Annotated in this window: 19 protein-coding genes, 2 tRNA genes and 3 rRNA genes; 20 read left to right on the top strand and 4 right to left on the bottom strand. The window is 57.2% G+C overall.

Going from position 1 to position 24,120, the window contains the following annotated elements; genetic code table 11:
- Positions 1-4 precede the first annotated feature (4 nt).
- The 4 genes from DKK66_RS05260 (at position 5) to DKK66_RS05245 (ending at position 5,032) form a co-directional block, all read left to right on the top strand.
- Entirely contained in the window at positions 5-1,126 is a 1,122-nt protein-coding gene (locus DKK66_RS05260) for an acyltransferase (RefSeq protein WP_131356075.1), read from the top strand.
- Between the two features lie 162 nt (positions 1,127-1,288).
- Positions 1,289-2,452 carry a DegT/DnrJ/EryC1/StrS aminotransferase family protein gene (locus tag DKK66_RS05255; protein WP_131356072.1) on the top strand — a complete coding sequence of 388 codons (1,164 nt, stop codon included), beginning with the start codon at positions 1,289-1,291 and terminating at the stop codon, positions 2,450-2,452.
- On the top strand, positions 2,449-3,126 hold the full coding sequence (locus tag DKK66_RS05250; protein ID WP_131356069.1) for a sugar transferase: 678 nt from the start codon (positions 2,449-2,451) through the stop codon (positions 3,124-3,126). Before DKK66_RS05255 ends, DKK66_RS05250 begins: the two co-directional genes overlap by 4 nt.
- Before the next feature lie 22 nt (positions 3,127-3,148).
- Entirely contained in the window at positions 3,149-5,032 is a 1,884-nt protein-coding gene (locus DKK66_RS05245) for a nucleoside-diphosphate sugar epimerase/dehydratase (protein WP_045848849.1), read from the top strand.
- 12 nt (positions 5,033-5,044) lie between these two features.
- On the opposite strand, the gene DKK66_RS05240 is transcribed toward DKK66_RS05245, so the two are convergent.
- Positions 5,045-6,193: a diguanylate cyclase gene (locus tag DKK66_RS05240; protein WP_131356066.1), complete on the bottom strand. Its 1,149-nt coding sequence runs from the start codon at positions 6,191-6,193 to the stop codon at positions 5,045-5,047.
- 154 nt (positions 6,194-6,347) lie between these two features.
- On the opposite strand from DKK66_RS05240, the gene DKK66_RS05235 reads away from it, so the two are divergent.
- The 6 genes from DKK66_RS05235 to DKK66_RS05210 all read left to right on the top strand — a co-directional run bounded on the left by DKK66_RS05235 (position 6,348) and on the right by DKK66_RS05210 (position 11,352).
- Positions 6,348-7,259: a LysR family transcriptional regulator gene (locus DKK66_RS05235; RefSeq protein WP_062790835.1), complete on the top strand. Its 912-nt coding sequence runs from the start codon at positions 6,348-6,350 to the stop codon at positions 7,257-7,259.
- Between the two features lie 180 nt (positions 7,260-7,439).
- Positions 7,440-8,198, top strand: a complete 759-nt coding sequence (locus DKK66_RS05230) for a histidine phosphatase family protein (protein WP_165494106.1) — start codon at positions 7,440-7,442, stop codon at positions 8,196-8,198.
- A 207-nt stretch (positions 8,199-8,405) separates the two neighbouring features.
- Positions 8,406-9,806, top strand: coding sequence for an aspartate ammonia-lyase (aspA, locus tag DKK66_RS05225; RefSeq protein ID WP_131356060.1), 1,401 nt, complete (start codon positions 8,406-8,408; stop codon positions 9,804-9,806).
- Positions 9,807-9,944: 138 nt separating this feature from the next.
- Positions 9,945-10,301, top strand: coding sequence for a hypothetical protein (locus tag DKK66_RS05220; protein WP_131356057.1), 357 nt, complete (start codon positions 9,945-9,947; stop codon positions 10,299-10,301).
- 85 nt (positions 10,302-10,386) lie between these two features.
- Positions 10,387-10,626 (top strand): DUF2164 domain-containing protein, encoded by a 240-nt coding sequence (locus DKK66_RS05215; protein WP_045848861.1) that lies wholly within the window; start codon positions 10,387-10,389, stop codon positions 10,624-10,626.
- Positions 10,627-10,752: 126 nt separating this feature from the next.
- The gene (locus DKK66_RS05210) at positions 10,753-11,352 is read left to right on the top strand and encodes a YdcF family protein (protein ID WP_045848855.1); all 600 of its coding nucleotides are present in this window, start codon (positions 10,753-10,755) and stop codon (positions 11,350-11,352) included.
- Between the two features lie 70 nt (positions 11,353-11,422).
- Here DKK66_RS05210 and DKK66_RS05205 read toward each other — a convergent pair whose 3' ends face one another.
- Together DKK66_RS05205 and ubiD are read right to left on the bottom strand one after the other, a co-directional pair.
- Positions 11,423-11,782, bottom strand: coding sequence for a YggL family protein (locus DKK66_RS05205; RefSeq protein WP_131356054.1), 360 nt, complete (start codon positions 11,780-11,782; stop codon positions 11,423-11,425).
- Between the two features lie 81 nt (positions 11,783-11,863).
- A complete protein-coding gene (gene ubiD / locus DKK66_RS05200) occupies positions 11,864-13,339 on the bottom strand; it encodes a 4-hydroxy-3-polyprenylbenzoate decarboxylase (RefSeq protein WP_131356051.1) in 1,476 nt (491 codons plus the stop codon).
- 148 nt (positions 13,340-13,487) lie between these two features.
- Here ubiD and DKK66_RS05195 point away from each other — a divergent pair, with 148 nt between their 5' ends.
- The gene (locus DKK66_RS05195; protein WP_131356048.1) at positions 13,488-14,132 is read left to right on the top strand and encodes an OmpW family protein; all 645 of its coding nucleotides are present in this window, start codon (positions 13,488-13,490) and stop codon (positions 14,130-14,132) included.
- 102 nt (positions 14,133-14,234) lie between these two features.
- Positions 14,235-15,290: a PLP-dependent cysteine synthase family protein gene (locus DKK66_RS05190; protein WP_131356046.1), complete on the top strand. Its 1,056-nt coding sequence runs from the start codon at positions 14,235-14,237 to the stop codon at positions 15,288-15,290.
- 26 nt (positions 15,291-15,316) lie between these two features.
- On the opposite strand, the gene DKK66_RS05185 is transcribed toward DKK66_RS05190, so the two are convergent.
- Positions 15,317-15,949: a pyrimidine 5'-nucleotidase gene (locus DKK66_RS05185; protein ID WP_207389852.1), complete on the bottom strand. Its 633-nt coding sequence runs from the start codon at positions 15,947-15,949 to the stop codon at positions 15,317-15,319.
- Positions 15,950-16,336: 387 nt separating this feature from the next.
- Here DKK66_RS05185 and DKK66_RS05180 point away from each other — a divergent pair.
- From DKK66_RS05180 to DKK66_RS05145, 8 genes are all read left to right on the top strand, one after another.
- Positions 16,337-17,872, top strand: a 16S ribosomal RNA gene (locus DKK66_RS05180).
- 199 nt (positions 17,873-18,071) lie between these two features.
- Positions 18,072-18,148 (top strand) — tRNA-Ile (locus tag DKK66_RS05175).
- A 157-nt stretch (positions 18,149-18,305) separates the two neighbouring features.
- Positions 18,306-18,381: transfer RNA gene (locus tag DKK66_RS05170), tRNA-Ala, on the top strand.
- A gap of 281 nt (positions 18,382-18,662) precedes the next feature.
- A 23S ribosomal RNA gene (locus DKK66_RS05165) occupies positions 18,663-21,549 on the top strand.
- A gap of 137 nt (positions 21,550-21,686) precedes the next feature.
- Positions 21,687-21,801, top strand: a 5S ribosomal RNA gene (gene rrf / locus DKK66_RS05160).
- The 16S, 23S and 5S rRNA genes sit together here with 2 tRNA genes alongside, the layout of an rRNA operon.
- 387 nt (positions 21,802-22,188) lie before the next feature.
- Positions 22,189-23,091 (top strand): ABC transporter ATP-binding protein, encoded by a 903-nt coding sequence (locus DKK66_RS05155; RefSeq protein WP_131356042.1) that lies wholly within the window; start codon positions 22,189-22,191, stop codon positions 23,089-23,091.
- Positions 23,091-23,846 carry an ABC transporter permease gene (locus tag DKK66_RS05150; protein ID WP_045848750.1) on the top strand — a complete coding sequence of 252 codons (756 nt, stop codon included), beginning with the start codon at positions 23,091-23,093 and terminating at the stop codon, positions 23,844-23,846. Before DKK66_RS05155 ends, DKK66_RS05150 begins: the two co-directional genes overlap by 1 nt.
- Positions 23,847-23,868: 22 nt before the next feature.
- Positions 23,869-24,117 carry a BolA family protein gene (locus tag DKK66_RS05145; RefSeq protein ID WP_062790924.1) on the top strand — a complete coding sequence of 83 codons (249 nt, stop codon included), beginning with the start codon at positions 23,869-23,871 and terminating at the stop codon, positions 24,115-24,117.
- The last annotated feature ends 3 nt before the right edge of the window (positions 24,118-24,120 follow it).

Below are 24,120 nucleotides of genomic sequence, written 5' to 3'. Positions count from 1 at the left end.
GTGGATGAGTAGCAAGAAGCAGCATATCCGTTTTGATTTTGCCGATGGCCTGCGCGGCGTGGCCATCCTGTGTGTGATCCTGTTTCACTTTACCCAGACCTTCTGGCAGCATCGCGAGCGCATCAGCGACATCCTGAATATGGATCCGCTGGAAGGTTACGCCGGGGCATCTTTTGTATTGCCCTTCAATCTGGGCGCGGTAGGCGTGGGGCTGTTCCTGCTGATTTCCGGACTGCTGATTCCGCTGTCGCTCACCCGTATGGGTGGCTTGCGTTTTGCCGTGTCGCGGGTGTTCCGCATCTACCCCACCTACTGGGCCGGGCTGGTGGTGACACTGATTGCCTTGTGGATTGCCGCCTGGCTGGCCGAGAACGACTTCGACATCACCCGGCGCGATGTCATCGGCCATGTCAGCATTGCCTTTCAGGACATGCTGGGTGGGCGCAATATCGATCCGGTGATGTGGACGCTGAAGGTGGAACTGTGGTTTTACGCCTTGCTGGGTACGGCGTTTGCGCTGACCGGCAAACGCATCAAGTGGGCCATCTGGCTGCTGCTGCCGTTGGTGGCCATGCTGTGCCGTGGCCCGGATGCGCAAGGCCTGCACGGCCAGCTGGCGCATTTCTGGGCCTATGACCAGTATTTCCTGTCCTCGGTGGTGTGTTATTTCCCGCTGATGTTTGCCGGGTGCTGGTGTTATTTCTACCTCACCGGCCAGGCCGGTGCCGTGGAAACCGTGCTGCATTTTGTCGGCCTCTTGGCCCTGTTTGTGTGGGTGACCAACTGGCCATCGCCCGAGCTGTACGGCAGCTACGCCATCGGCATCAGCCTGTTCGTGCTGGGCGTGCTGCGCCCGGCGCTGTGGAGCAGCCCGTGGCTGGCACGCGTGGCCGCGGTCAGCTATGCCTGGTATGTCTGTCATTCCAATGCGGGCTACGTGCTGATGGAAGTGCTGGCTATGTACAATCTGCCGTGGTGGCTGCTGGTGGCCGCCGCCACCGTGATGACCTGGTATCTGGCGCTGGCCATCAACCGCTGGGTGGAACTGCCCACACAGAAGTTGGGCAAGCGCGCGGCGGATGCGCTGAAAGAGAAGCCGGCGACGGACAATCTGGCCCGCCAGTAACAGCAGCTGACAAAAAAACTGCTGCTGCGGCGTGCCTTGTCCCAGAGCCGCTACGCTATTTTGTTAGCCGCTCCAAGCGCCGCTGACAAGACCGGATACGCGACTGGCAACCATGCGTCGGCTGCCAGCCATGAACAACGACGCCTATTGAAGATGACGAAAATGAGCGAACAGAAATTCCTGCCCTTTGCCCTGCCGGATATCGGTGAAGACGAAATCAATGAAGTGGTCGACGCCCTGCGTTCCGGCTGGGTGACCACCGGCCCCAAGACCAAGCAGTTCGAAGCCGACTTTGCTGCCTTCATCGGCGAAGGCGTGGAAGCGATTGCCGTAAACTCCGCCACCGCCGGCCTGCATCTGGCGCTGGAAGCCATCGGCATCCAGCCGGGTGATGAAGTGATTGTCCCCAGCTACACCTTTACCGCCACGGCCGAAGTGGTGCGCTATCTGGGCGCGGACCCGGTCGTGGTGGATGTGGACCCGGCCACTTTCAATATCAGCCCTGCTGCCATCCGTGCCGCCATCACCCCGAAAACCCGCGCCATCATGCCGGTGCACTTTGCCGGCCTCGCGTGCGAGATGGACGAAATCATCGCCATCGCCCGCGAACATGGCCTGAAAGTGGTGGAAGACGCTGCGCACGCGCTGCCGACCACCTACAAGGGCAAGCTGGTGGGCACGCTGGATTCGGACGTCACCGTGTTCAGCTTCTACGCCAACAAAACCATGACCACCGGCGAAGGCGGCATGGTGGTATCGAAGAACAAGGACATCATTGCCCGTTGCAAGATCATGCGTCTGCATGGCATCAGCCGGGACGCCTTCGACCGCTACGTGTCCAAGACCCCGGCCTGGTACTACGAAGTGATCGCCCCCGGTTTCAAATACAATATGCCGGACACTGCCGCTGCCATGGGCATCCACCAGTTGAAGAAGATTGTCGCCTTCCGCGAAAAGCGCGAAGTCATGGCCCAGCGTTTCGACCGCGAACTGGCCGATCTGCCCTTGATCCTGCCGGCCCGCCCCGCCCATGCCGGGGATCGCCATGCCTGGCACCTCTACCCGGTACGCATCAAGCCGGAAGCCGGCATCAGCCGAGATGACTTTATCGTCCGCATGGCGGAAAAGGGCATTGGCTGCTCGGTACACTTCATTCCGCTGCATCGCCAGCCGGTATGGTGCGATGGCTACCAGCTGGACCGTGCCGCCTTCCCGGTGGCGGATGCCGCCTTCGAGGCCGAAGTCACCCTGCCGCTGTACACCCGCATGACCGAGGACGATCAGACCCGCGTGATTGCCGCCGTGCGTGAGATCCTGGGCGCATGAGTCAGCGCAAGCCGTTAGCGCCGGGTGAAGGCCCGGCCTTGTTACCGCCATGCTGCCGTCCGCCGGGTGCCGGGTCGGCACTGCTCAAGCGCCTGTTCGACCTGATTGCATCCAGCATCGGCCTGCTGCTGCTGGCCGGGCCGCTGCTGCTGGTTGCCTTGTGGATCAAGCTCGATTCCCCCGGCCCGGTGTTTTTCCGCCAGGTGCGGGTAGGGCGGGGCGGCATGCTGTTCCGCATCCACAAATTCCGCACCATGCAGGTGAATACCGAAGTGCAGGGCCAGCTGACCGTGGGTGCGGACAGCCGTGTCACCGGTGCCGGGCGTTTTTTGCGCAAGAGCAAGCTGGATGAACTGCCGCAATTGCTGGACGTGCTGTTCGGCGACATGAGCCTGGTGGGCCCGCGCCCGGAAGTGCCCAAGTATGTGGCGCACTACCCGGATGAAGTCAAAGACATCGTGCTGTCGGTACGCCCCGGCATCACCGACTGGGCCTCCATCCGCATGATTGATGAAAACGAGATCCTGGGCCGCGCGGCTGACCCGGAGCGCGCTTATATCGAACAGATCCTGCCGGAGAAGCTGGGCTATTACGTGCGCTATGCGCAAACCCACAGCCTGCTGGAAGATATCCGCATCATCTTCGCCACCTTGCTGAAAATCGTGCTGCGCTGATGGCCGTGAAAGTCGATTCGACATGCTAGACAAACTGCTGACCTTTTCCCGTCACAACAAGATGGCCCTGCTGGCGCTGATGGATGCGCTGCTGCTGCCGCTGGCCCTGTGGAGCGCCGTGGTGCTGCGCCTGGGCGGCTACTGGGACCCGAAGCTCGACCCCTACCTGTGGATCTTCATCGTGCCGCCGCTGTGGGTGATTCCCATCTTCGTCAAACTGGGGCTGTACCGCGCGGTGCTGAAGTATCTGGACGACAAGATCGTCTACACCGTGTTCACCGGGGTGAGCCTGGCGGTGCTGGTGCTGACAGCGGTGATCGTGATGGCGCGCATTGCGCCGTTTCCGCGTTCCTCCATCATCATTTTCTGGATGTTCGCCATGGCCTATATCGGTGGCAGCCGCTTTGTGCTGCGCGGCCTGGTACGGCGGATCGATTCAGTGGATGCCCCGCGTGAACACGTCATCATCTATGGTGCCGGTCAGGCGGGTGTACAGCTGATGCTGGCCTTGCAGGCAGGCAAGGAATACCGGCCGATGGCCTTTGTCGATGATAATCCGGAAAGCTGGCGGCGTACTTACCGCGGCCTGACCGTACATGCGCCGGAAGATTTGCCGCTGCTGATCGAGGAAACCGCCGCCAGCTGCATCCTGCTGGCCATGCCCTCGGTCAGCCGTGGCCGTCAGCGCGAGATTCTGGAGTCGCTGGAACACCTGCGCATACCCATCAAGCGTCTGCCCGGCATGGCTGACCTGGTATCGGGCGAAGCGCGGGTGGAAGAACTCAAGGAAGTGGAAATCGAAGACCTGCTGGGCCGCGACCCGGTACCACCGCGTCCCGAACTGCTGGCCCGCAACATCCAGGGCCGGGTGGTGATGGTGACCGGTGCCGGTGGTTCCATCGGTTCCGAGCTGGTACGGCAGATTGCCCGCAACAATCCGGCGCGCATCGTGCTGTTCGAACTGACGGAATTTGCCCTCTACGCCATCGATCAGGAACTGTCGCAGCTGGCACCGGACATTCCGCGCACGCCCTTGCTGGGCTCGGTCACCGACTATGCCCGCCTGTGCCAGATCATGCGCAGCTTTGCCGTGGAAACGGTGTATCACGCCGCAGCGTACAAGCATGTGCCGATGGTGGAGCACAATCCGGTGGCCGGCATCGTCAACAATGCCTTTGGTACCGATACCACCGCACGTGCGGCAGAAGACTGCGGCGTGGACACCTTCGTGCTGATTTCCACCGACAAGGCGGTACGCCCCACCAATGTGATGGGCGCCACCAAGCGGCTGGCCGAACTCACCTTGCAGGGCCGTCATGCCAGTGGCAGCAACACCCGTTTTGTCATGGTGCGTTTTGGCAATGTGCTGGGCAGCTCCGGTTCGGTGGTGCCCCTGTTCAAGAAGCAGATCAAGGCTGGCGGACCGGTGACGGTTACTCACCCGGACATCACCCGCTACTTCATGACCATTCCGGAAGCAGCCCAGCTGGTGATTCAGGCTGGGGCGATGGGCGAGGGCGGGGACGTGTTTGTACTGGACATGGGCGAACCGGTGAAAATTGCCGAACTGGCGCGGCGCATGGTGCATCTGTCCGGGCTGGAAGTGCGTGACGACAAGCATCCGGGCGGCGATATCGAAATCCGCTTCTCCGGCCTGCGTCCGGGTGAGAAGCTGTACGAAGAGCTGCTGATCGGCGACAACGTACTGCCCACCGATCACCCGCGCATCCTGCGGGCACAGGAATACCATCTGCCGGCAGAGGAGCTGCAACACTTCATGCAGCAGCTGGATGAGGCCTGCCGCGCGCTGGATGGCGCACAGGCATTTGCGCTGATGCAGCAGGTGGTGCACGAATTCCGCGCCGCTCCGGCAACCCAGGACTGGGTGGTACTGCAACAGGGATAAAACAAGGGCCGCCTAGCGGCTGACCACCTGATTGCGCCCCAGCTGCTTGGCACGGTACATGCGCGCATCGGCCAGCTCCACCAGCTGGCGGCGCGCATTGCACTTGTCCGCCAGGCGCTCGGCCAGGCCGATACTTGCCGTCAGCGGGCTGCCATCCGGCCGCTGGCCGAGGCCCTGCTGGCGCAGCCGCTCCAGCGCAATCTCCGCCTGCACCCGGTCGGTATTGGGCATCAACAGCAAAAACTCCTCCCCGCCCCAGCGCACCAGTACATCGCCACGGCGCATGTTTTGCTGGATTTGCTGCACCAGCAGCTTCAGGGTCTTGTCCCCTGCGGCATGGCCAAACACATCATTGATGCTTTTGAAGTGATCCATGTCGATGAAGGCAATGGCCAGCGGCAGCTGGTTTCTTTCCGCATTCACCAGTTGCAGTTCCAGCATTTCGATGCCGCTGCGGCGCGAGAAAGCCGTGGTCAGCGGGTCGCGGATGGTTTGTCCCACCAGCGCAATGATGAAGGCCAACTGGCTGATGCCGGCCAGCGCCGATACCCCGGCCAGCAAGGACAGCAGCCAGAACTCCCCGCCAAACGAGGGCCAGCTGGCAACCGACCAGTCCATGACCCAGGCCAGCGCATAGGCCAGCAATACCGGCATGACAAAAGCGAGGTTTTCCAGCAAAGTCAGCGGAAAAATGGCAAAAGCGGCCAGCAGCACAAAGGGCAAAAATGCATAGCCGGTGCCAATGGCGGCTGAAATACCCTCCAGATGATGCTGGGTCAGCAACAAGTGCGAACCGATGTAAAACAGCGTGGGAATGGCAAACAAGGTAGCCATCCCCTGGTAGGCCCGCAACAGACGGCCATCATGCGGACACCACATCACCAGGGCGGCAAAGGCCACGGTGGCCAGCAGGCGCATGGTGACCAACCGTTCCCACAGCGCGGCAGGCAAGGTCAGCACGTCCACCACAATCCACAAGGGCGTGAGCAGGGCAAACAACAAGGCAAACAAGCGTACGCGATTGATCAGCATCAGCGCGCGGCGCTGTTGCAGCAAGGGCATGTGTTGATGGGGGCTGAGCAGCCAGCCGGTTTCGTTGCTGGCAATTTCACCGGGCAACAGGCCCAGCACGCCACGCCAGATAGTGTGTGTGATTCTCATTGTCAGACAGTTTTCGGTTTTGCAGCATTGTAGGGGCAATGCGCAGTACAACCTTGTAAAATATCAAATTCAGCCTGAATTGACCGGGAATTGTCTGATTAGTTGGCTGATTTAAAAAAACAAATCATGTCATGCAATAGGGGAGAGTCGGTCAATGGAAACCCGCTGGCTGGAAGATTTTCTGGTGCTGGCCGATACCGGCAGCTTTACCCGTTCTGCCGAGATCCGCCACCTCACGCAGCCGGCCTTTTCCCGGCGTATCAAGTCGTTGGAAAGCTGGTTCGGCGCCGACCTGATCGACCGCACCACCTATCCCACCCGACTGACGGCGGCTGGCGAGTTGCTGCGCGAACAGGCGGTACAGATGCTGGCGCAAATCAACAGCACCCGCGCCCAGTTACGCGGTTTGCAACCCTTGCCGGCCGGCACGCTGAGCCTGGCCGTACCGCATACCCTGTCTTTTTCCTTCTTTCCCAAATGGCTGACCCGCATGGAGCAGGGTTTTGGCCCGCTATCCTGCCGCCTGCAGGCCAGCAATGTGCACGATGCCTTGCTGGCTTTCGTGGAGGGTGGCTGCGATCTGCTGATGTGTTATCACCACCCCAAACAGCCGGTGGATTTTAGTGATCCGCGCTACAGCGGCCTGCGGCTGGGGGTGGAAACCCTGCGGCCCTATGTGCGCAGCAATCCCGACCACACGCCACGTTACGCCCTGCCAGGCACAGCCGCACAGCCGCTGCCGTTTCTGGGCTATGCCAGCAATGCCTACTTCCGCCTGATGACCGACCTGATCCTGGAGGCGGCGCCTGAACCCACCTTCCTGTCGCTGCGCTACGAAACCGACATGGCCGAGGGACTGAAAAACATGGTGCTGGAAGGGCATGGCGTGGCGTTTTTGCCAACCAGCTCGGTGCAGCGTGAAGTCCGTTCCCGCCAGCTGGTATTGGCCGCCCCCAGTGGCTGGAGCGTGGACATGGAAGTGCGCCTGTACCGTGACACCAAGCGCAGCCGTCCCGAGCTGGATGCCTTCTGGGACTATCTGGCCAGCAGCGCACAGCCGGTGTAGTCATCTGCAAGCGCGCAGCGCCTGAACCAGGCTGAATGTTCCGACGGCAAAGCCCTCCATAGGGGTAGGTGCATGGTGTTTCGGAGTAAACCGCATGACATTTCGGCACTTGCCTGCTGGCACGGTATACGCGATTACCTAACATCTGCAGCGTCCTGTAACCGTGCCCAGGGGAATGAAATGAAATTCATGTCATGGCTGGTTTGCTGTGTGAGCCTGCTGCTTTGCCATCTGGCAATCGCTGCGAATGAGCCGGTGGTAGACATCTATTTGTTGCGCCACGGCAAAACCATGTTCAATACCACCAATCAGGTACAGGGCTGGTCTGATACCCCGTTGACTGCCGCCGGTGTGGCAGGCGCACAGGCGGCTGGCCGTGGTCTGGCATCCATTCCCTTCATTGCCGTGCATAGCAGCGACCTCGGACGCGCACGCAGCACTGCCCGCATCGTGCTGGCGCAGGGGCGGCAGCAGCAACTGCCGGTACAAGAAGACGAGCGCTTGCGCGAGTGGAATTACGGCAGCTTCGAGGGCCGGCCGGATGCCGAAATGTGGACGCCATTATTTGCAAGGCAGGGCATGCAGTTTGATCCACAGTGGGGAAACTGGCCGGAATTCACCAGCAAGATGAGCGACAGCGCCATTGCCCAGGCCATCCATGACGCCGATCCGCGCGGCTGGGCGGAAACCTACCCGCAAATCACCACCCGGTTGCGTGCTGCCATGCAGGATATCGTGGACAAGGCCATGGTGGCCGGCGGCGGTAATGTCCTGGTGGTCAGCCATGGCGGCGCCATTCTCACCATTCTGGAAGTTTTGCTGCCAGGGCAGGCCAAGCACAGCGATATCCCCAATAGCAGCATTACCGTGCTGCGCTATCAGCATGGCCAGTACCATTTGCTCAAGGTGGGTGATGTCAGTTACCAGCGCCAACCCTGACCGGTTTGCTCCCAGGCACTGCTGTAGCGGCATGGCAGCGAGGGGCTTGTCGGGCTGACAGCCGGCATTCTCATCCCTTGTTTCGCATGGTTATGCAAAATTTGCATGATGTGATTGCGAATCGGAATTGGCCAATCCCCCCGTTGCCAGCCTACAGTCTGCCCCCATCGCTCCGTATTGACGGAGACCACCAACAAAGGCTGCTGCATGTCCACACGTATCGAACACGACCTGCTTGGCGATCGCGCCGTTCCGGCTGACGCCTACTGGGGTGTCCACACCCTGCGTGCCGTGGAAAACTTCCCCATTACTGGCCAGACCATTGCCAGCTATGGCGACCTGATTGTCGCCCTGGCGCAAATCAAGAAAGCGGCAGCCCTGGCCAACCGCGATCTGGGCCTGCTGGACGAAGTGCGTACCCGTGCCATCGTGGCTGCTTGTGAAGAGCTGGTGGAAGGCAAGCTGCATGATCAGTTTGTGGTGGATGTGATTCAGGGTGGGGCCGGTACTTCCACCAACATGAATGCCAACGAAGTCATTGCCAATCGCGCGCTGGAAATCCTGGGCCATGGCAAGGGCGAGTACGACAAGCTGCACCCCAACGAACACGTCAACATGGGCCAAAGCACCAACGACGTGTATCCCACCGCCTTGCGCCTGGCCACCTACTGGGGTGTGCTGCGTCTGCAACGCACCATGTTCGTGCTGCGCGAAGCCTTTGCGGCCAAGGCGGAAGAATTCAAGAACATCCTGAAAATGGGCCGTACCCAATTGCAGGATGCCGTACCGATGACGCTGGGTCAGGAGTTCCAGACCTACGCCGTGATGCTGGGTGAAGACGAACAACGCCTGAGCGAAGCGCGTGCGCTGATGCTGGAAATCAATCTGGGTGCTACCGCCATCGGCACCGGCATTACCGCCCATCCGGAGTATGCCCGTCTGGTGTGCCTGCATCTGTCGGAACTCACCGGCCTCAAGCTGATGACGGCCCCCAATCTGATCGAAGCCACCCAGGACTGCGGCGCTTTCGTCCAACTCTCCGGCGTGCTCAAGCGCGTGGCGGTCAAACTGTCCAAAACCTGCAATGACTTGCGCCTGCTGTCCTCCGGCCCGCGTGCCGGTATTGGCGACATCAATCTGCCTGCGCGTCAGGCCGGTTCGTCCATCATGCCGGGCAAGGTCAATCCGGTGATTCCGGAAGTGGTCAACCAGGTGGCTTTTGAAGTGATCGGCAACGACATGACCATCACCATGGCGGCAGAAGGCGGCCAGTTGCAGCTGAATGCCTTCGAGCCGGTCATCGCCTACAGCATGTTCCGCAGCGTGCGCCATCTGGCCAACGCCTGCAGCACGCTGACCGAGCACTGCGTGAAGGGCATTACCGCCAATGAGGCCAAGCTGCGTGCTGATGTACTGAACTCCATCGGCCTGGTGACCGCACTCAACCCCATCATCGGCTACGCCGCCGCCACCGCTGTGGCTGCCGAGGCGCACGCCACCGGTGGCAGTGTCTACGATATCGTGCTGGAACGCGGGCTGATGCAGCGCGCCCAGCTGGACGAAGCCCTGCTGCCCGAAGCATTGACCCAGCCGCGCTGGTTGTCTTAACGGTGTTCTGCTGTCGGTACTTGTCCGGTACCGACTTTCCTGTGTTGGCCGGGTAAATACCCGGCCATTTTTTTTACTGCTTGTCTCGCAGCGGCTGGCGATGTATAAAATATTGTGCAGTGCACAATGGAGTTCATCATGATACAAGCCCTGATCTGGTGGCTGGAAGTCAGTCCGCGCTGGCTGGCCTGCCTGACGGCACATGGCCGCAGTCAGCAAGAAGTCCTGCGCGCTGGCTTCTTCCATTCCGGCCGGGTGCTTAGCAGCCCGGCCCCTGCCGGTGACAAACTGGCCCGGCTGGCCCGGCGTGCCACCGCCGATGCCATCACCTTGTTGCACGACAATGGCCAGCTTCAGTTACAACTGGGTCAGGAGCCGCTGCCACCGCTGTTGGCCGAGTGTGCCTGCTACCGTTCCGGCCAGCATTTGCAGCAGCAAGGTGGCAGGCTCTGCCTGCAAGGCCTGGTCGATCTGGGTCGCATCCTCTTGCGCTGAAATTGAGTCAAGGGCGTAGAACAATTGCTTTGCAGCCATCTTCCTGCAAGGCACAATGCGGGGCCTGCAACCCGGGATTCACCCCATGACCGCGCACGTCACGCTCAGCCCGCAACAATTGCAACAACTGGCACCTGCCCTGCAGTCTTATTTGTCCAGCCAGTTGCAACTTGAAATCGGCAGTTTTGATGCCCAGTTCCTGCTGGAATTTGTCGCTCAGCAGATTGGCCGCGATATCTATAACCAGGCACTGGCGGACGCCCAGCTGGCACTGAGTCAGCGCATGGAGTCACTGCAGGCCGCCATCTGGGAGCTGGAAAAGTAAGCAGCAGGGCGGTTCTTGCCACGTTCATCCGGCGCAGCATGACCATGCCCTCTGACGCCAACGGCTGCCATCCGCAGGACAACGGGGTTACAATCAGGTTTTATTTCCCGCTGCCGCCACTGCTTCATGCTTTATTTGCGTCTGATGCTCAAAGGTTTTCTGCTGGCCGTGCTGTTGGTGCTGCTCGGCTTTGGCTATATGGCCTGGGGCATCGCACGTTACGCAGACCAGCCCGCCACCGAACCTGCCGATGCCGCCCTGGTGTTGGGCGCCGCGGCTTGGGGCAGCAAACCCTCACCGGTACTGCGTGAACGCATCAACCATGCAGTGACGCTGTACAAGCAGGGCAGGGTGCGCTGGATTGTGTTTACCGGCGGCACGCCGGAGCCCGGCTATCCTACCGAGGCCGATGTCGGTCGTGAATTTGCCCTGCGCCAGGGCGTGCCGATGACGGCCATGCTGGCGGAAAACGAATCGCGCACCACCTGGCAGAATCTGGAAAACGCCCACAAGCTGGCATCGCCCTTTGGCATCCGCTCATTCTTGCTTGTGAGCGACCCGCTGCACATGCGCCGTGCCGTGCTGATGGCCCATGATCTGGGCATGGCCGCCGCACCGGCACCGACCGAATCCAGCCGCTATGTCAGCTGGAGCAACAAGGTGAAATTCCTGGCACGGGAAACCTGGCTGTATGTGGGGTACCGGGTATTCCGCAAGCTGTCCTGACTTTGTCTTCAATGATATGCAGACGTAAAAAAACCGGCACCAGGCCGGTTTTTTGTATGGCACAGTGTGCTTACACCGTGTGCCACAGGTCGATCAGCTCGCCAGCTTCCACATTGGATACTTCACTGCGTGCTTGCAGCCAGGCAACCAGCTTGGCGCGGATTTCTTCGGTAATGGCAACTTCGCCCACCGGGAATACCACGCCTTCCAGTCTTTCATTACCATCAAAATGACCACCGAAGCTAATGGCAGCTTCATCAATGCAGTTCAGCCAGTCGTCCAGCAGGGCATCTGCATCCACACCTGCGGCAATGGTGGCGATCAGGTGAAAACCCAGCTCGCGGTATTCGCCCACACGCATTTTCTTGCGCTGGCGATGGTTCAGGCGCTTCAGGCGCTGGGCGGAATTGGGGTTGTGCAGATCAGACATGATGACTCCAGTAACTAAATGACGCGGCGATGATAACAGGCATTCCCGGCTGACAGTAAGCAAGCCGGGATGACAGTCCATTTAAAGTCCCAGTTGCGCCCATAAAACATCAATCTTCTGCTTGATGCTGTCATCCATCACGATGGGCACACCCCATTCGCGACTGGTTTCGCCAGGCATCTTGTTGGTGGCATCCAGTCCCATCTTGCCGCCAAGTCCGGATACCGGGCTGGCGAAGTCCAGATAGTCGATCGGCGTGTGTTCGATCAGCGTGGTGTCGCGTACCGGGTCCATGCGGGTGGTGATTGCCCACATCACTTCCTTCCAGTCACGGCAGTCCACATCGTCATCCACCACGATGATGAACTTGGTGTACATGAACTGGCGCAGGAAGCTCCAGCAACCCATCATCACGCGCTTGGCATGGCCGGGATATTGTTTCTTGATACTGATGACCGCCATGCGATAGCTGCAGCCTTCCGGCGGCAAGTAGAAATCGACAATTTCCGGAAACTGCTTTTGCAGGATGGGCACGAATACTTCGTTCAGTGCCACGCCCAGTACCGCAGGCTCATCCGGTGGTTTGCCGGTATAGGTGCTGTGATAGATGGGATTTTCGCGCATGGTGATGCGGTCGATGGTGAATACCGGGAAGTAGTCCTGCTCATTGTAATAACCGGTATGGTCGCCATACGGGCCTTCCAGCGCCATGTCATCGGGATGGATATGGCCTTCCAGTACAATCTCGGCCCGTGCCGGTACTTGCAGGTCAGAGCCGATGCATTTCACCAGCTCGGTACGGCTGCCGCGCAGCAAGCCGGCAAACTGGTATTCGGACAAGGTATCCGGCACCGGAGTGACAGCGCCCAGAATGGTCGCCGGGTCGCAGCCCAGCACCACGGCCACCGGGTAGGGCTTGTCCGGGTTCTGCTGGCGGAACTCGCGGTAATCCAGCGCACCGCCACGATGCGCCAGCCAGCGCATGATGACGCGGTTTTTGCCGATCACCTGCTGGCGGTAGATGCCCAGGTTCTGTCGCTTCTTGTTCGGGCCGCGGGTTACCGTCAGGCCCCAGGTAATCAGCGGCGCCACATCGCCCGGCCAGCAATGCTGGATGGGCAGGCGCGACAGATCAACCTCGTCACCCTCCCACACAATCTGCTGGCAAGGCGCCTTGCTGACCACCTTGGGTGCCATGGACAATACCTGCTTGAGCAAGGGCAGCTTGTCCCAGGCCTCACGCAGCCCCTTTGGCGGTTCCGGCTCTTTCAGATAAGCCAAGGTCTTGCCGATTTCTCGCAACTGCATGACGTCACTGGCACCCATGCCCATGGCAACGCGCGTCGGTGTACCAAACAGATTGGCCAGTACCGGAATCGAATAGGACTGTGTATCGTGCCGGGCTTGCGTGAACAGCAGGGCCGGGCCACCGGCTTTCAGTACCCGGTCGCCGATTTCGGTCATTTCCAGATGTGGCGATACCGGTACATCGATTCTTTTCAATTCGCCTTGCTGTTCCAGTTGAGCAACAAAGTCCCGCAGGTCGGCATATTTCATGACTGTTTCATGATCTTAAGCAAAGTTTTGACCGGAAGGTTTGGATAACCTCCGCTATGAACGTCGCAAGCTACTGCCGACCTATTAGAAAGTCAATTACGGTAGAAGCCCAAGACCGTGAACTTGCCTACACTCTTGGAGAATACAAATGAAAAAGCTTGCTCTGGCTGCGGCCATCGGTCTGATTTCCGCTAGCGCCTTCGCCGCTCAAGGCGACATCATCGCGCGTTTCCGCGTGATCAACGTGAATCCGTCCTCTTCCTGGAGCAACGCTGCTCTGGGTAATTCCCTGGGCCTGAAGAGTGTCGACGCAAAAGACGACACCGTTCCGGAACTGGACTTCACCTACATGATCACCAACAACATCGGCGCTGAGCTGATTCTGGGTACCAGCCGTCACGAAGTGACCGCTAACGCCGGTACTGGTGACCAGAGCCTGGGCAAGGTATCCACCCTGCCGCCGACCCTGACCGTGCAATACCACTTCTCCCCGGATAGCAGCGTATTCCGTCCGTACGTAGGTGCTGGTATCAACTACACCCGTTTTTACAATACCGGTCTGAATGCTGCCAACCTGGGCGTGAATGCTGATCTGAAAGTGAAGAAGAACAGCTACGGTCCGGCCCTGCAAATCGGTGCTGACTTCCCGATCAGCAAGAGCTTCTTCGTCAACGTTGACGTGAAAAAGATCTGGATGAAGACCGACGTGAGCCTGGCTTCCAACGGCACTCAAGTTGGCACCCTGAAGATCGACCCGCTGGTTGTTGGTCTGGGTATCGGTACCAAGTTCTAAGCAACTTGTTTTGCCGCAAGAAAGCGCCTCCTCGTGGAGGCGCTTTTTTATTTCCGTGCAATAGAATAATGTATTCTAAATTTATGCATTCAGGAGATAAAAATGGGCAATTGGGCCAGCACAGCCATCCGCAAGATCGAAGCAGATTTCAACCGTTCCAGCGACACACACCTGATACCACTGCAGATTCCTGCCTTGCCGCAGATCCAGTTGTATTTCAAGGATGAGTCCACCCACCCGACCGGCAGCCTGAAGCACCGCCTGGCGCGTTCGCTCTTTCTGTATGGCCTGTGCAATGGCTGGATACGCTACAACACCACCATCATCGAAGCTTCCAGTGGCAGCACCGCTGTTTCGGAAGCCTACTTTGCACGCTTGCTGGGCCTGCCCTTCATCGCGGTCATGCCACGCGGCACGTCGGCAGAGAAAATCCGCGCCATCGAATTTTACGGTGGACGCTGTCATCTGGTGGATGATCCGGCCACCATCTATGAAGAATCCCGTCGCCTGGCACAAGAACTGAATGGCCACTACATGGACCAGTTCACCTATGCCGAACGTGCCACAGACTGGCGTGGTAACAATAATATTGCCGACACCATCTTCAAGCAGATGGAACTGGAACCGAACCCGGTGCCGGAGTGGATTGTCTGTGGTGCAGGAACCGGCGGTACATCAGCAACCTTTGGCCGCTATGTGCGCTATCAGAAACTGTCGACGCAGATCTGCGTTGTCGACCCGGAAAACTCGGTGTTCTACGACAGCTATTACAGTGGTAACGCCGACTGCCGCTGCGAAGGTGGTTCCGGCGTGGAGGGCATCGGTCGTCCGCGGGTCGAACCATCTTTCATCCCCACCGTTATCGACAAGGTCATCCGCGTACCCAATGTGGCCAGCTATGCTGCCATTCATTTCCTGGAAGAAGTGATGGGGCGTAAGTGTGGTGGTTCTACCGGCACCAATCTGTTCGGTGTGTGTGAACTGGTCAGCGACATGGTACGTAATGGCCGGCACGGCTCGGTGGTCACGCTGATCTGCGACGATGGCAACCGCTACCTCAACAGTTACTACAACCCGCAGTGGCTGGAGGGCAACGGTCACCACATCGCATCCTGGGTGGAGCGCTATCGTCGCTTTTTCTTTGAAGGTCGCTGGTAAGTCAGTAAGGATTGCTGCGGCAATGGCTACCAGCGCTGCCGCAGTAGCTGGCTCAGTTTATTGACCCGCACATCGACAAAAGCCGGTTTGCGGCTCTGGCGGCTTATCCACACCGTACGCATCCCCAGAGATTTTGCTGCGTACAGATTGGGTAGAGAATCCTCCACCATGATGCAGTGCGCCGGATCAAGCCGCTCTGCCTGCAGCATAGAGCGAAAGCCGCGCCGGTCAGGCTTTGGGTGGAAGTGCATTTTTTCCATGCCATAGCAGGCGGTAAACTGCCGGCGGATATCCATTTTTTGCAGCAGACCTTCTATATAGTGTTGCGGTCCGTTGGACAGCACAATCTTGCGGCCAGGCAGTGCTTTCAGGGTAGCTGCCAGTGATGGTTCCCATACCAGCCAGCGATACAGCTCATCCAGCACGTGGGTCTCCTGCAGGAAATGTCCGGCATCCACAGCATGGTGACGCATCAGTCCCTGCAGGGTGGCACCATAACGATGCCAGTAGTGCAGTCTCAACTGTCGGGCCTCCTCCGCCGACATATCCAGATGCCGCTCCATATACAGGTTCATCATGCGACTGATCTGGGCAAAGATGCCCAGGCTAGCCTGATGCAGCGTGTCGTCGAGATCAAAAATCCAGGTGGGAGCAGACATGATGGCGGCTAGGGCAAGGTTAGGAAGCCGCCATTATCATGAGCAAAAGCCAGGACGGCCATATCTTGTACCATGCTCTTTCGCGCGTGAGATTGGTTGTTTTTTTAAAATCAATGACTTGAATTTTCAATTTGCAAATATTACAGATTTCTTCGCACAAAGTGTTGACGAGGGTGGGGCAGGGCGGTATAGTTCGCCTCCTCAGCAGACAACGCAGCGACGGAAACGAAACGCAGCGACCTGCACCGCTCTTTAAAAAACAGAATAACCGATAGGTGTGAGTGCTTGGCGAAAGCCAAATACTTGCACTGCGAGAGAGAAAGTAAACAGACCAAGAAGTACTTGTTTATTCTTTGATCTTGCGTGCCAGAAATTTGCTATGAGATTGAACTGAAGAGTTTGATCCTGGCTCAGATTGAACGCTGGCGGCATGCTTTACACATGCAAGTCGAACGGTAACAGGGAGCTTGCTCCGCTGACGAGTGGCGAACGGGTGAGTAATGCGTCGGAACGTGCCGAGTAGTGGGGGATAACTATCCGAAAGGATAGCTAATACCGCATACGCTTTGAGAAGGAAAGCAGGGGATCGCAAGACCTTGCGCTATTCGAGCGGCCGACGTCTGATTAGCTAGTTGGTGAGGTAAAGGCTCACCAAGGCATCGATCAGTAGCGGGTCTGAGAGGATGATCCGCCACACTGGGACTGAGACACGGCCCAGACTCCTACGGGAGGCAGCAGTGGGGAATTTTGGACAATGGGCGCAAGCCTGATCCAGCCATGCCGCGTGTCTGAAGAAGGCCTTCGGGTTGTAAAGGACTTTTGTCAGGGAGGAAATCCCTAGCGCTAATATCGCTGGGGGATGACAGTACCTGAAGAATAAGCACCGGCTAACTACGTGCCAGCAGCCGCGGTAATACGTAGGGTGCAAGCGTTAATCGGAATTACTGGGCGTAAAGCGTGCGCAGGCGGTTGTGTAAGTCTGATGTGAAAGCCCCGGGCTTAACCTGGGAACTGCATTGGAGACTGCACAGCTAGAGTGCGTCAGAGGGGGGTAGAATTCCGCGTGTAGCAGTGAAATGCGTAGAGATGCGGAGGAATACCGATGGCGAAGGCAGCCCCCTGGGATGACACTGACGCTCATGCACGAAAGCGTGGGGAGCAAACAGGATTAGATACCCTGGTAGTCCACGCCCTAAACGATGTCAACTAGCTGTTGGGGGTTTGAATCCTTGGTAGCGTAGCTAACGCGAGAAGTTGACCGCCTGGGGAGTACGGCCGCAAGGTTAAAACTCAAAGGAATTGACGGGGACCCGCACAAGCGGTGGATGATGTGGATTAATTCGATGCAACGCGAAAAACCTTACCTGGTCTTGACATGTACAGAACTTTCCAGAGATGGATTGGTGCCCGAAAGGGAGCTGTAACACAGGTGCTGCATGGCTGTCGTCAGCTCGTGTCGTGAGATGTTGGGTTAAGTCCCGCAACGAGCGCAACCCTTGCCATTAGTTGCTACCATTCAGTTGAGCACTCTAATGGGACTGCCGGTGACAAACCGGAGGAAGGTGGGGATGACGTCAAGTCCTCATGGCCCTTATGACCAGGGCTTCACACGTCATACAATGGTCGGTACAGAGGGTAGCCAAGCCGCGAGGTGGAGCCAATCTCATAAAACCGATCGTAGTCCGGATCGCACTCTGCAACTCGAGTGCGTGAAGTCGGAATCGCTAGTAATCGCAGATCAGCATGCTGCGGTGAATACGTTCCCGGGTCTTGTACACACCGCCCGTCACACCATGGGAGTGAGTTTCACCAGAAGTGGGTAGGCTAACCGTAAGGAGGCCGCTTACCACGGTGGGATTCATGACTGGGGTGAAGTCGTAACAAGGTAGCCGTAGGGGAACCTGCGGCTGGATCACCTCCTTTCTAGAGAAGGCGATCGTCGAGTACTCACAACCTATCGGTTGTTCTGAAAGAGGGCAAAGCTTTCGATGAAAATCATCGTCACTCAGCGTTGCGAACCTCCTCGTGTACAAGAAGTACACGACGTCGGTCCACGCCTTGATTGACGCGATTTTGATCGAAAGAACATCGCAGACGCAAAACTGCGGTGTAAGCGTCAACTGGGTTTGTAGCTCAGCTGGTTAGAGCACTGTGTTGATAACGCAGGGGTCGAAGGTTCGAGTCCTTCCAGACCCACCAGTTTTTATCTGGGTGCTGTAGACAGCACTACGGATAATCCATTTTTGTTTCAGATGCTATCTGGGACAAAAAGATAAAGCCGAAAGACAAGGCGCAGCGCGACGACGTGTACATCATGTACACGAGGAGCGATGTAACGCGGTATTTCGGGTTTAGAGGGGGATTAGCTCAGTTGGGAGAGCACCTGCTTTGCAAGCAGGGGGTCGTCGGTTCGATCCCGTCATCCTCCACCACCACCTTACAGTGCAAACAAAAGCGCACACAGCATGATTGATTGCTGCGTGGATTTTTGTTTGCGTTGTGTAGACAATGCCCGATCTTTAACAAACTGAAGAAGCCGAATTAATTAGACGGCGAGATGAAACACCTGCAGTTAATTCTGCAAGTGGGACAAATCGTCATCTTGGGAATTTGATTGTATCTAATGTCATGTCGCCATACCAAAAGGGGCGGTGTGACATGTCGCACAAACACAATCCTGTCGGATTGGTAACTCAGGTTACTGAAATGATAGGGTCAAGCGACTAAGTGCATCTGGTGGATGCCTTGGCGATCACAGGCGATGAAGGACGTGTAAGCCTGCGAAAAGCGCGGGGGAGCTGGCAATAGAGCTTTGATCCCGCGATATCCGAATGGGGAAACCCACCCGCAAGGGTATCCCGTACTGAATACATAGGTACGTGGAAGCGAACCGAGTGAACTGAAACATCTAAGTAACTCGAGGAAAAGAAATCAACCGAGATTCCGTCAGTAGTGGCGAGCGAACGCGGAATAGCCTGTATGTGATAGAGATTGAGATAGTGGAAGGACCTGGAAATGTCCGCCATAGTGGGTGATAGCCCCGTACACGAAATTTCATTCTTGGTACTGAGCATACGAAAAGTAGGGCGGGACACGCGAAATCCTGTCTGAAGATGGGGGGACCATCCTCCAAGGCTAAATACTCGTGATCGACCGATAGTGAACCAGTACCGTGAGGGAAAGGCGAAAAGAACCCCGGGAGGGGAGTGAAATAGAACCTGAAACCGGATGCATACAAACAGTGGGAGCCTCGCAAGGGGTGACTGCGTACCTTTTGTATAATGGGTCAGCGACTTACGTTCAGTAGCAAGCTTAACCGCATAGGGGAGGCGTAGGGAAACCGAGTCCGAACAGGGCGTCTTAGTTGCTGGGCGTAGACCCGAAACCGAGTGATCTATCCATGGCCAGGATGAAGGTGCGGTAACACGCACTGGAGGTCCGAACCCACTAGTGTTGCAAAACTAGGGGATGAGCTGTGGATAGGGGTGAAAGGCTAAACAAACTCGGAGATAGCTGGTTCTCCCCGAAAACTATTTAGGTAGTGCCTCATGTATCACTTCCGGGGGTAAAGCACTGTTATGGCTAGGGGGTCATTGCGATTTACCAAACCATGGCAAACTCTGAATACCGGAAAGTGCGAGCATGGGAGACAGACGGTGGGTGCTAACGTCCATCGTCAAGAGGGAAACAACCCAGACCGCCAGCTAAGGTCCCAAATGATCAGTTAAGTGGTAAACGAAGTGGGAAGGCCCAGACAGCCAGGATGTTGGCTTAGAAGCAGCCATCATTTAAAGAAAGCGTAATAGCTCACTGGTCGAGTCGTCCTGCGCGGAAGATGTAACGGGGCTCAAACTGATAACCGAAGCTGCGGATTTGCACGTAAGTGCAGATGGTAGGGGAGCGTTCTGTAGGTCTGTGAAGGTGTCTCGTAAGGGATGCTGGAGATATCAGAAGTGCGAATGCTGACATGAGTAGCGATAAAGCGGGTGAAAAGCCCGCTCGCCGAAAGCCCAAGGTTTCCTACGCAACGTTCATCGGCGTAGGGTGAGTCGGCCCCTAAGGCGAGGCTGAAAAGCGTAGTCGATGGGAAACGGGTTAAAATTCCCGTACTTTTGTGTAGTGCGATGTGGGGACGGAGAAGGTTAGGTCAGCGGCCTGTTGGAATAGGTCGTTCAAGCCGGTAGGCGTGAAGGGTAGGCAAATCCGCCCTTCTTTAACGCCGAGAAGTGATAACGAGGGTCTACGGACCTGAAGTGACTGATACCACGCTTCCAGGAAAAGCCACTAAGCTTCAGCTACACAAGAACCGTACCGCAAACCGACACAGGTGGGCAGGATGAGAATTCTAAGGCGCTTGAGAGAACTCAGGAGAAGGAACTCGGCAAATTGATACCGTAACTTCGGGAGAAGGTATGCCTGTTGTGGTGAACACCCTGCGGTGGGAGCTACGACAGGTCGCAGAGAATCGGTGGCTGCGACTGTTTATCAAAAACACAGCACTGTGCCAACACGAAAGTGGACGTATACGGTGTGACGCCTGCCCGGTGCTGGAAGGTTAAGTGATGGGGTGCAAGCTCTTGATCGAAGCCCCAGTAAACGGCGGCCGTAACTATAACGGTCCTAAGGTAGCGAAATTCCTTGTCGGGTAAGTTCCGACCCGCACGAATGGCGTAACGATGGCCACACTGTCTCCTCCTGAGACTCAGCGAAGTTGAAGTGTTTGTGAAGATGCAATCTCCCCGCTGCTAGACGGAAAGACCCCGTGAACCTTTACTGTAGCTTTGCATTGGACTTTGAAGTGGTTTGTGTAGGATAGGTGGGAGGCTTTGAAGCAGGGACGCTAGTTCCTGTGGAGCCGACCTTGAAATACCACCCTGACCCCTTTGAGGTTCTAACCTTGGTCCGTTATCCGGATCGGGGACAGTGCATGGTAGGCAGTTTGACTGGGGCGGTCTCCTCCCAAAGTGTAACGGAGGAGTTCGAAGGTTACCTAGGTACGGTCGGAAATCGTGCTGATAGTGCAATGGCAAAAGGTAGCTTAACTGCGAGACCGACAAGTCGAGCAGGTGCGAAAGCAGGACATAGTGATCCGGTGGTTCTGAATGGAAGGGCCATCGCTCAACGGATAAAAGGTACTCCGGGGATAACAGGCTGATACCGCCCAAGAGTTCACATCGACGGCGGTGTTTGGCACCTCGATGTCGGCTCATCACATCCTGGGGCTGTAGCCGGTCCCAAGGGTATGGCTGTTCGCCATTTAAAGTGGTACGTGAGCTGGGTTCAAAACGTCGTGAGACAGTTTGGTCCCTATCTGCAGTGGGCGTTGGAAGTTTGACGGGGGCTGCTCCTAGTACGAGAGGACCGGAGTGGACGAACCTCTGGTGTACCGGTTGTCACGCCAGTGGCATTGCCGGGTAGCTAAGTTCGGAAGAGATAAGCGCTGAAAGCATCTAAGCGCGAAACTCGCCTGAAGATGAGACTTCCCTGAGGGCTAGACCCTCCTGAAGAGTCGTTCGAGACCAGGACGTTGATAGGTCGGGTGTGGAAGCGCTGTGAGGCGTTAAGCTAACCGATACTAATTGCTCGTGAGGCTTGATCCTATCATTTGAGTGGCTTGGGAAACCGAGGCCGAATGGATAGTGAATGTGCGACGCGATCAAAGACCCAATCTAATTAATTCAGTGATTCAGACGATGTCTGGATGACAAAGCTTCTTCGAGTTTGTTGACAGTTTATGTCTGGTGGCCATAGCGAGGTGGTCCCACGCCTTCCCATCCCGAACAGGACCGTGAAACGCCTTAGCGCCGATGATAGTGTGGCATTCGCCATGTGAAAGTAGGACACTGCCAGACTCCCCATTCGAAGCCCAGCTCAAACGAGCTGGGCTTTGTGCTTTTGGGCGGCGGTAACAAGCCATGCCTCGTGGCTGTGTGGCAGCTTTGAGTTTCGTATTGTGTCCCTGATCGCGTAGTGTGCATAAATTGCAACATGGACTGTTCCGGCCCTCCTTCCTCCCCGGCCATGCAAATTACTGGGTCAGTATGGATCCAGCGCGTGGAATGCTGCTGCAGAGCCATTTTGAGTGCGGGCGAAATGGCAGATCACTGTTGATTACCTGACTGGCCCAGACAGTTAGCACTGTAAAACCTGGTGCAACAGTGTGTACCACTGGCGGCGATTCCCTGCCATGCCGCGTCGGCGGTATAATCGCACTCTTTTTTCAAAGCATTTGATAAGTCATGGCCTCGGCGATCGAAATTAAAGCGGTGAGTAAGCGCTATGGTGCTTTGCAGGCCCTGGATGATGTCAGTATCACGGTTGAACCCGGCGAGTTTTTTGCCTTGCTTGGTCCTAACGGGGCGGGCAAAACAACGCTGATTTCTGCCATGGCAGGATTGTCGCGTCCGGATAGTGGCAGCATCCGGATCATGGGACATGATGTGATCCGTGATTTTCGTGCTGCACGCATGAGTCTTGGCGTGGTTCCGCAGGAGTTGGTGTTTGACCCCTTTCTCTCGGTGAGAGAGACCTTGCGTTTTCAATCGGGCTACTTTGGTCTGACACGTAACGATGACTGGATTGACGAGCTGCTCAGCAAGCTGGGGCTGGCCGATAAGGCCAATGTCAATTTGCGGGCTTTGTCTGGCGGGATGAAGCGACGTGTCATGGTGGCGCAGGCCTTGGTACATCGTCCTCCGGTGATGGTGCTGGACGAGCCTACTGCCGGTGTCGATGTCGAGCTGCGCCAGAGCCTGTGGTCATTTGTCAAAGAGCTGAATGAAGCCGGCCATACCATTGTGTTGACCACACATTACCTTGAAGAGGCGGAAGCCTTGTGCAATCGGATTGCCATGCTCAAGCGTGGCAAGCTGGTGGCATTGGAGAGCAAGGACAAGCTGCTGCAGCATGGCAAGGAGCGCGAGATTGCTCTCAAGCTGGGCGGTCCATTGCCGGATAGTCTGCTGCCACGCAAGGTGCGTGAGGAGGATGGCCGGATTGTGCTGAAGCTGGCTGATATTGCGCAGCTGGAGCATGTGCTGGCTGCCTTGCGCGAGGCCGGTGTGGCTGTGCGCGAGCTGAATGTGATCGAGGTGGATCTGGAGTCGGTTTTTGTCAACATGATGCACGGAGGACAGGTCTGATGCAGGGATTTTTGACCTTGTTCCGCAAGGAGCTGGTGCGGTTCTGGAAGGTTGCATTCCAGACCGTGGCCGCCCCGGTACTGACAGCCTTGATGTACCAGCTGATTTTTTCCCATGTATTGTCACGTCACGTTGAGGCCTACCCTGGCGTCAGCTACACCGCCTTCCTGATTCCTGGCCTTGCCATGATGTCGATGGCGCAAAATGCCTTTGCCAACAGTTCGTCCAGCCTGATCCAGTCCAAGATCACCGGGAATATTGTTTTCCTGCTGCTGCCGCCGCTGACTGCCCTGGAGTTCTTTGGCGCTTACCTGCTGGCCTCCATTGTGCGGGGTGTGGTGGTCGGGGCTGGCGTGCTGCTGGTGACGGCCTGGTTCGGCCTGCCCTTGCCCAGTCATCCCTTGTGGGTGCTGTCGTTTGCCATTCTGGGCTGCGGGGTGCTGGGCACCTTGGGCGTAATTGCCGGTATCTGGGCAGAAAAATTCGATCAACTGGCTGCATTTCAGAACTTTTTGATCATGCCGCTGACTTTCTTGTCTGGCGTGTTCTATTCCATCAACAGTTTGCCGCCATTCTGGTATGTCGTATCGCATGTCAATCCGGTGTTCTTCATGATCGACGGGTTTCGCTACGGCTTCTTTGGCCAGGCTGACGTCAGTCCGTGGCTGTCGTTGAGCGTGGTGGGTGGCAGTTTTATTTTGCTTTCCGGGCTGGCTTTGTGGCTGATCAAGTCAGGTTACAAGCTGCGCCATTAGGATCCTCTTTCAGGATGTACACATGATTTCTGCCGAACAGGTCAAACAATATATTGCTGCTGGTCTTCAATGCTCCCACCTGGAGGTGGAGGGCGATGGTCATCACTTTTACGCCACCGTGGTGTCGCCGGCTTTCGCCGGCAAGCGTCTGATTGACCGCCACCGTCTGGTCAAGGAGGTGATTGCCACCCGTCTGGCCAGCAACGAAATCCACGCCCTTTCCATCGTCAAGGCTGCTACGCCGGACGAATGGGAAAAACTCCAAGGCTGATTC

This window comes from Aquitalea sp. USM4, from assembly GCF_004328945.1.
Classification (GTDB): Bacteria; Pseudomonadota; Gammaproteobacteria; order Burkholderiales; family Chromobacteriaceae; genus Aquitalea; species Aquitalea pelogenes.
The sequence above is the reverse complement of the archived record's forward strand: the minus strand, read 5'-3'. Positions and strand labels throughout refer to the sequence as shown.